Raw genomic sequence first — 8,389 nt, forward strand, 5'->3', positions numbered from 1 at the left:
AAAAAATCATTCTTCTACGAAATATCTGTATACGGCGGCTTCAAGCTCCCCACATTCATTAAGCAAGTTACCATTTTCATCATACAGCTTATAGGCAATTTGTTTGTCCCCTAACCCGGATAAACCGGAAAAAGTTATTTTTATTTTCTCCCCTTTATGCTATTCTAAAGAAAAAGGGGGGTTTCATGCTGAAGCTATGACAACCTATATGAAACTAAATAATTTCCGTATTTTTGACTATCCCAGTTTCTCCCAGCCCCTTACAGAGCAAGTCCGGGAAAATGCGGAACAGATTGCCTGTGACAACGGAATTGAAATCGAGTTCATCCGAAAATTTCATGCTTTCCGAAAAGATGACCGCATCCAGAAAATTATTTCTCAAACCGGGAAAACGGAAGGACTAATTCATATCTTTTCTGCCATGGAACGCTGCAATACCTATAAACCCTGGCACGATATAATAACCGGCAAAACATTCCTTAAATTTGACCAAAGCAAATGTCTTCACTATTACTTTTACTTTATCGACAGAGAACTTGGTCTTTGTTATCTTCGTGTTCCTACCTGGCCGCCTTTCCGCCTTCAGTTTTATATGAACGGGCACAATCTACTTGCCCACAAGCTAGACAAAAAGCAAATCACTTATAGGATGCATGACAATGCGTTCCTTGAAATTTCTGATACGGAAACTGCACAGAAACTTTCTGACCGCATCAATCCAGAAGATCTCCATAAGATTCTTGATGTCTTTGCCAAACGCTATAGTCCTGTTCCTGGCTCTCTTGGTCTTGGCTATACATGGACCGTCCAGCAGATTGAATGCGCAACAGACGTCATGTTTCAGAAACCGGAATATCTCGAACCACTTTATGATGAAATCATCCGCACTGCTATCTTTACAGTAAAACCGGATAATATCGCCACGTTCCTTGGACAACGAATCACCTATAACTGTATCAAGGAAATCGGGACCAATTACAATCAACGAATTCTCGGCACGAGAATCAAACACCATATGGGTGATGTATCAATCAAAATGTATGATAAGTTCGGACATGTCCTGCGGATTGAATCTACCTGCAATGACATCGGTACTTTCCGTGTTGAACGGGAAGTCAATCACCAGGATGGTTCCAGTAGTGTGCAGAAAGCTCCGCTGAAAAAGAGCATCTACAGTCTGTACCAGTTGTTCACAATTATGAAATCTGCAAACTATCGATATCTGGAATTCATTTCTTCCTTCGATGACCACAGTAGCGGAAGAAAAAAGCTGGCTGAAGTCAGTCGTCCGCAGAAAGAAAAGGAACGTAAATATCTGATCACAGCTCTTGGAAAGGAAATCATAGCAGCTGGTTTAACTGAAAATAACCTTATTCTGGTTCCAGCACTGACATCTTAATCTTGCTTTGGCAAAATTCTGCCATTTTGCGTAGAAAATCATTTATAAGTGCCTAATGTTGCTTCTCCGTCCAATCCAAGCAGCTAGCATAATTTAACAACTTGTTCTCCTGCCATTTTTGTACTCCCCATACCGTAACGTTAAGATTTGCATTTTTATTTCATACTGTCGAAATTATTACATCATAGATATGACAATTTCCAACGCATCTGTTCATAATGGATGGGAGTGGCAGCATTTTAGGCTACTGCTCCCTTGATTACCCATCAGCGGAAACAGGCGGGGCTGTCAACGACGGTGCGTCAGTTCCCGTTCATCTTGACCGTCGACTGCTCCGGCTGGGTTTGCTTTTTTTGAATGTTTAACCCTCTATCCCATAAAACTGTATTTTCCAACCATTAGACTGCTTAATCAATTCGATAGTCAAGTATTGGAACATATCACTTTCCGGACTACTTTTATACTCCAAAGAAACAACGCATACATTCCCAGTATCATTCTCGCCTATTTCCGTTAATCCTTTAATCGACATGTTACTTACCGTATCGGCAGCACCCCCGTAAATATCTATATCCCATTCATAGGGAGTTGCTAAATAATTCTGAATGCTTTCTTTATCGCCGCTAAAGTATGCCACTGCAAATTCTTCTACTATACCTTTAATTTGCTGTCCGTCTGCCGATAAAGTTTCTTCTTTACTTACCGTGCTATTAGGTTCTTTAGTATCTGCCTGTTTTGTTTCTGGTGGAATAGATGGCAAATCATTGTTAGTTTCATTTGGAATAGATTTATTCGTTGTAGCTAATGGTTCGTTGGAATCCGGTTCCGTAATGGAACAGCCTACTAACGTTCCCAAAACCAGGGTTATACTGACAACGCATACCAACAATGAAAATCCATTTTTCTTTCTGGTTTTTATTAAAATGTTTTTAAATCGCTTTTTCATAATGTTTGTCCCTCCATAAAATTGTGTAGATAAAATCACAAAGTAATTTTTGACTATCTTTTCAAAAGTTCTTATATGCCGGTATAGCCTATTGTTACAGGCTTTTCCGGCATTTTTCGTTATGGAAGATATTCTCAAATCTTCTTATATCCCCGTATGTTTTGGTGTTCAAAAGTAGTATGTGGAGTAGTAAATTCTCCGTTTACTTCTTATGCAATCAGCCGCTTCATTTCTGTTATTGACGTTTCGGAAGTTGTGTGTGCGTAATAGTTCAGCGTCATATTGATGTTGGAATGTCCCATGATATACTGCAATGCCTTTGGGTTCATTCCTGCATTTGCTAACGTGGTGCAGAATGTGTGGCGTAAGGTGTGCGGTGTCATTACCTTTGGCAATGCTACCTTTTGCGTTTTATTGTATTTCCTTACAAGCCCCCGGAACATACTTTCATAATTGACTGCCACTTTTGGCAAGCCGTTCCGGTTAAGGAACAGAAACTTTGTGTAGCCCTCCAAAATAACGGGCTGTGCATATTTCCGTTTGTTCAGCACCCGCTGAAATGCTTCCAACACTTTTTCACTCATAGGAATAACCCGGTTGCCGCTTTTCGTCTTAGGCGTTTCCACATAGTAGCCCACATCTGCAATCTTCAAAAGTTGGTGGTCTACATGGATAAGCTGTTTGTCTAAGTCAATGTCAGCTTCCGTCAGTCCGCAGAGTTCCGAAATGCGAAGCCCTGTCCCTAACAGTATGATAATCTCGTCGTAGTATTTCTGATAGACTTTATCATGCTGCACAAAGGATAGGAAAGCCGCTTCCTGCGTAGGGGATAGAGGTTCCTTTGGTTCCGTATCATCTTCAAGGACGGTGTTCAACTGGAAGTCAAATGGATTTTTGCGAATACAATCGTCCTGTATGGCTGTGTAAAAAGCAGCCTTTAAGGAACGCTTGTGGTTGTTGATAGTTTTGAAGCCATAACCTTTTTCTTTCATGCGTAACGCCCATTCCTTTGCGTCGGAGAGCTTTACATTTTCAATCCGGCAGGCTCCAAGTTTATCCTCCTGCAAAATCCGCATGAGCTGTTTTCGCCCCTGTTTTGTACCATGCCGCACATTTGCCCGGTGGCGTATCTGCTTTGCGTAGAGTTGGCAGACCGTCATTTTCTTTCCGATATGGTCGATACCGTCGTCAAGGTCTTTTTGGATTTCTTTCTCTTTTTCTCTCAACGCTATATCGTCGCGCTTTCCTGCCGGGGTTTTGTCCGTAGGTACTAACTTTCAAGAATAAACAAACTGCGGTTTTCCAAAGGTATCTATATATTTGTAGGCATATCTTCCGTCTTTTCTCTGGCTCTCTCCGGTGCGGAGAATACGATTTTTATTATCCCGTCTTTTTTCCGACTTCGTTATGCTCCTTTCCATAATGGAAAGAGCCTTGTGATATGCTTGACTACATTGTACCACATTCAAGGCTCGATTTCACTATCAGATTGCGTCCACCGTATCAATCATTTTTTCAAATTGCTTCCGCTTAATCTGAATACGGTTTCCATTCATCATTACCCAGTCCGGGACGGGATTTTCTTCTGCCAGTTTTCGCAGCTTGCTTTCTCCGATACGAAAATATTTTGCGGCGTGGTGGTTCTCGTTCGCTTTTCCAGTAGGGGAAAGGTCATGGCGCACCCGCCGTATGGCTCGGCACAAAAGGAACGTATCCGATTTGCCTTATGCTGCGTCGCCGTTCTATTGCGTCGCTTTCTTTGTCAAAGAGCAAGGGGCGGTCATGCGGTATGGAACGGAAAAGGGGGAAGAAACGTTCCAATATCGCATAGATTATTCAGCCCGAAAAGTGAGGATAGCCCTCATCAGTCTTGCTTGCAGCCGTTCCCGAATATCCTCGTCAACGCCATAATAGACATTGCCGCGCTCGTCGTAGAACTTCCGCATAGAAAGACTTGCTATGTAGCCGCTGAAATGCTGCAAGACCATTTTCATAGCGTCCGGGTCGCCTTTGCTCGCCGCCAAAATAACGGGATAGGGAACAAGGGCATTTTCCGGGTAGTCGTTTTGATTACCATTCGTTCCATTCATCTGCGTGTTCCTCCAAATATTTCTTTAACAGTTCAAAAGAGCTTGTCCGTCTGTACTGTATCGTGCTGCGCGACGTATTGAACATCTGATTTCCACGTCAGTCATGCCCTCGAAATAGTACAGAAGTATAGCGGTTCTCTTTTCCTCCGGCAGGGTGCGAATTGCTTCAAGCAATAGCTTCGGGGTTATATCTGATAAGTCGGTTCGGCTGTTTTAGCTTGAAAATACTTATCCGTAGTGTAAAGCTGCCGTTCCTCATGCAAGGCAAGGTCACAAAAAGAAACTTCCCGTTTCCTGCGTCGCCGGATTTCATCATGGGCGTTGCAGGCTTCGTTGTGCAGCACCCGTTTACAGAAACTTTGAAAGGCACATTGCTTCTGAAATTCTCTGCGATTAGGTTCCATGTAATCACCTCCTTTCTGCCGAAAGGCGGTAGTACCTCCCCTTTTCGCGTGATAATACAGGCAACTTTTTCAAACGCCGGACGAATAGGAAAATTTATTTGAAAAATCTTCTGTAAAATGCAAAATGCGCTTGCCCGCAAAAAGGCGCGGACAGGCGCAAAGGAATAATAAACAGTATTTAGATGTATTGATAGTTCATATTCATAGCCAAACTTACCCGGTGGGGAAACTGTACTTTTTTTAATGAATGTAATCTATGTATGCTATATAGCAGCAAAGAAATTCCCATAGTCCCTCCTAAATGCCGTTAATTTATGTTATAGGTTGTCGTTAATTTAGCAGCGTAGACAAAAAGAAGCGGCGGCTCTGAAAATCAAAGCCGCCGCTTCATAGGCGCGTGGAAATGTGTCTGCTTTACGGCGGCTTTTTTTCTTTTGCCGTCGTTCGGCAGGTACTGTTAAGCAAATTATTTACCACCCCTTTTTTCTAACAGTTTTTTTCTTTTTAACAACAGTCAGTGTGCTGGGTTCTTTCTTTTTATTTGCAAGAATAATTACAGAAATCAAGAAAGTCAAAACTATTGTGATGAAAGCAGGGAAAATGTGATAAGTATAACCATATTCCGCACTACAAGTAGGGTCTACTAAAATCATGCTTGCTTTAATCGGATAATAATTTAACAGTGTTCCTTCAAAAGTTCCGAAATACCCGTACACAAAAGCTAGTGCAACCCCACCTAAAAAATTATTTGCCGAACAACAAAACAGCAAAATAATCGGCAAGACTGAAATATAAATCCCTATATTCGCCCCAGTAATACGAATAAACATATTAAACAGATTGCCAAAATGCACTCCCGTAAATCCAGCAATAATGTTGATTACTAATGCTATCACACAACCGATAAGGCTAAAGATGATTGTCAACAACAATAAAACAAGTAATTTTCCAGAAAGCAACTGTTTATATGGAATAGGAATTGTTGATATATTCTTCATCGTATCGTCTGTATATTCCCTTGTTATAATATAACCTGCTATCAATGCAATGATAATCGGAAAAAACAAGGTACAGTTACTAATCATAACCTGTTGCATAAAATAGTCAAACGTCCATGTCTGTCCACCGTTAGCTGTAGAATAAAACAGCGACAGCAACGGAGAAAGTGTTGTCATAATAATTCCGGCTTTTATTACGGAATACCGCTTTAATTTTAAAAATTCAGTTTTTATTATATTTCTCATATCTTTTACCTCGTCCATTTTTTATAAAAGCGAATTATCAGCCACAAAGAAAGTATAACTGTAATTGCCATAATAAAAATTGTATGGCAAGTGGTTGGTACAATCGCATAGGCTTCCGGCAAAAGATTATCTTTTTGCAAATTATCCATCATTAAGCCGCTTGTCCAGTTCATAACACACATAACTGGGAAAGAATTTAAGAAAGAAATTTTTGCAGCACTTATAGATGTCCCAATTGTTCCCATTAAGCCCCAGTTAAAAATAGAATAAAAAAATGCAAGCAGGATAGAAAGCAAAAAACTTTTGTTAAAGTAAATAATTAAAACTACAATCGGCAAAGAAGCTGCTACAATAAGAACTCCAAAAATAAGGCTCATATATATCTTATAAGCCATACCATAAACCATTCCTACATGAAACAGTTTAGAGAACAATGCGACAGATAATGTGCTTGTCAGACAAAATGCAATGCTGAAAATAAAGAGCATAGAAATTTTCGCCATAATGAGCTGTGTATTTGTAACAGGAATTGTTCTGAGGTTTTTGGAAGTATCGCAATCTCTTTCTATAAAAAACAAAATAGCGGCAATAATACCAATTAGACATGGGAGCAAGAAAACTAAGCCATATCCCAACATCATTGTATAAACATAATCAAATCGGGTTTGAAGATAATGTTCTGTTGTATCTGCACCTGTTCCCGCCTTTGCCATATATGCCAAAATCAACGGAAAAAATAACGATAATGACATCAGTGCATACAACAGTCTTTTTCGCTTTAATTTCCAAAATTCACACTTAATCAGTTTAAGCAATTCCCTCGCCTCCCGTCACTCGCTTGAAGTAATCTTCAAGACTTTCTTCGCAGGTATGAGCTTCTGATACCTCCAATCCATTTTCTACAAAAGCAGTCACAATTTTTCCTACGGACAAATCAAGATTATGCAAGCGTAAATTGTGGTCATCCTGTATAGAGAAACGGCTCTCATGGAAAGTACGCTCTAAAATTCTTGCAGCCTGTGCGGTATCAGAAAGAGTAAATCGGATATGTTTACTGCTTTTTTGTTCCAGTTCCGCAAGACTTTCTTCTTCCAGTAGTGCGCCATGGTCGATAATTCCAATATCATCAGCCAATAGCGAAATTTCTGAAAGAATATGGCTGGAAATTAAAATTGTTTTTCCTTTCGCGTCACAAAGTTCACGAATAAAAGAACGAGCCTCTGCAATTCCAATCGGGTCAAGCCCATTGATAGGTTCATCTAAAATCAAAAGTTCCGGGTCGTGCATAACAGCAAGTGCAATCGCAAGCCGTTGTTTCATACCAAGAGAATACTGGGAAAATAGTTTCTTGTCCTTATAAGGCAATCCGACCAAATCTAAAGTGTCTTTGATTGCGTGGCTGTTTGGTACGCCCCGTAATGTTGCAAAGATACGCAAATTTTCCGTAGCAGTCAGATTAGGATAAAAGCCAGGGGACTCAATCAGACTACCGATACGGGGCAACAATTTCTTTTCGTTCCCTTGCAAAGGCTTTCCCCATATTTTAACTTCGCCGGAAGTTGGCTTTGTTAATCCGAGCAGCATTTTCATAGTGGTCGTTTTTCCGGCTCCGTTTCTTCCAAGCAGCCCATAAATTCTCCCTTTCTGCACATGAATATTTAAGTCAACGACACTCTTTTGTGAGCCGTACTGCTTTGTAAGATTTTTTGTTTCAATAATATAATTTTTGCTCATATTCAAACCTCCTGTTCTGTAAAATATTCTATCACATCAACCTTGTCGCAACCTTGCATTAACCTTGCAATTTGAAATATTTCTCCCCCCAAATAATTAAGGCTCCCGTCATAAGGACGGGAGAACCTTAATTTGCTAAGGGAAAAAGTAAAGTAAATTCCGTTCCTTTTCCCTGTATGCTATTTGCTGTTATTGTGCCGTTCATCTTTTCTACAAGTTGGTGTGCGATAGAAAGCCCAAGACCGCTGCCTTTTTCAGACCGTCCCTTATCGCATTTATAGAGCCGTTCAAAAATATGCTTCAAATCTTCTTTTTCAATCCCTATTCCATTATCTGCTAATCGGATTTGCATATTTTTTTCCTGCTTTGCTGTCTGTCTGTGGATCAGATTATGATGATGTCACAGAATATCAGCTTTTGATTCGTTGTCTTTCAGAACAGACCGTTGTAGATGAAGCAGTTCGCCGTCTCCGTACAAAGGAGGATGGGGGATTTCATTCCGGTATGTTGCAGAATCCTTCCGATCCTGATGCGACGTTTAGAACAAAAGCAGGAAAGGAGCATCAGGGATA

Annotated in this window: 7 protein-coding genes and 3 pseudogenes; 1 reads left to right on the forward strand and 9 read right to left on the reverse strand. The window is 40.5% G+C overall.

Features of this window, described 5'->3' with window-relative positions; genetic code table 11:
* Window positions 1-196: 196 nt before the first annotated feature.
* Window positions 197-1,399: a hypothetical protein gene (locus tag FYJ45_RS30920; RefSeq protein WP_321170273.1), complete on the forward strand. Its 1,203-nt coding sequence runs from the start codon at window positions 197-199 to the stop codon at window positions 1,397-1,399.
* A 361-nt stretch (window positions 1,400-1,760) separates the two neighbouring features.
* Here FYJ45_RS30920 and FYJ45_RS20475 read toward each other — a convergent pair whose 3' ends face one another.
* The 9 genes and pseudogenes from FYJ45_RS20475 to FYJ45_RS20515 form a co-directional block, all read right to left on the reverse strand.
* Entirely contained in the window at window positions 1,761-2,345 is a 585-nt protein-coding gene (locus FYJ45_RS20475; protein ID WP_154467023.1) for a hypothetical protein, read from the reverse strand.
* Window positions 2,346-2,554: 209 nt separating this feature from the next.
* Window positions 2,555-3,766, reverse strand: a pseudogene (locus tag FYJ45_RS20480) (tyrosine-type recombinase/integrase).
* A gap of 63 nt (window positions 3,767-3,829) precedes the next feature.
* Window positions 3,830-4,027, reverse strand: a complete 198-nt coding sequence (locus FYJ45_RS20485) for an excisionase (protein WP_321170274.1) — start codon at window positions 4,025-4,027, stop codon at window positions 3,830-3,832.
* Window positions 4,028-4,177: 150 nt separating this feature from the next.
* Entirely contained in the window at window positions 4,178-4,435 is a 258-nt protein-coding gene (locus FYJ45_RS20490; protein ID WP_154467024.1) for a helix-turn-helix domain-containing protein, read from the reverse strand.
* Window positions 4,416-4,839: pseudogene (locus FYJ45_RS31885) on the reverse strand (RNA polymerase sigma factor). Before FYJ45_RS31885 ends, FYJ45_RS20490 begins: the two are co-directional and overlap by 20 nt.
* Window positions 4,840-5,309: 470 nt before the next feature.
* Window positions 5,310-6,083: an ABC transporter permease gene (locus FYJ45_RS20500; protein ID WP_154467025.1), complete on the reverse strand. Its 774-nt coding sequence runs from the start codon at window positions 6,081-6,083 to the stop codon at window positions 5,310-5,312.
* Window positions 6,084-6,088: 5 nt separating this feature from the next.
* Window positions 6,089-6,898, reverse strand: coding sequence for an ABC transporter permease (locus FYJ45_RS20505; protein ID WP_154467026.1), 810 nt, complete (start codon window positions 6,896-6,898; stop codon window positions 6,089-6,091).
* Entirely contained in the window at window positions 6,891-7,817 is a 927-nt protein-coding gene (locus FYJ45_RS20510) for an ABC transporter ATP-binding protein (protein WP_154467027.1), read from the reverse strand. The genes FYJ45_RS20505 and FYJ45_RS20510 overlap by 8 nt, the downstream gene beginning before the upstream one ends.
* Before the next feature lie 127 nt (window positions 7,818-7,944).
* Window positions 7,945-8,184, reverse strand: a pseudogene (locus FYJ45_RS20515) (ATP-binding protein); the annotation flags it as partial.
* Window positions 8,185-8,389 lie beyond the last annotated feature (205 nt).

It is taken from the genome of Eisenbergiella porci, assembly GCF_009696275.1.
Classification (GTDB): domain Bacteria; phylum Bacillota; class Clostridia; order Lachnospirales; family Lachnospiraceae; genus Eisenbergiella; species Eisenbergiella porci.

Bases quoted from the DNA above. Each gene is read 5' to 3' on its own strand.
- FYJ45_RS20510 (WP_154467027.1), bottom strand. From the start codon at position 7,817: ATGAGCAAAAATTATATTATTGAAACAAAAAATCTTACAAAGCAGTAC.
- FYJ45_RS30920 (WP_321170273.1), top strand. From the start codon at position 197: ATGACAACCTATATGAAACTAAATAATTTCCGTATTTTTGACTATCCC.
- FYJ45_RS20490 (WP_154467024.1), bottom strand. From the start codon at position 4,435: ATGAATGGAACGAATGGTAATCAAAACGACTACCCGGAAAATGCCCTT.
- FYJ45_RS20500 (WP_154467025.1), bottom strand. From the start codon at position 6,083: ATGAGAAATATAATAAAAACTGAATTTTTAAAATTAAAGCGGTATTCC.
- FYJ45_RS20475 (WP_154467023.1), bottom strand. From the start codon at position 2,345: ATGAAAAAGCGATTTAAAAACATTTTAATAAAAACCAGAAAGAAAAAT.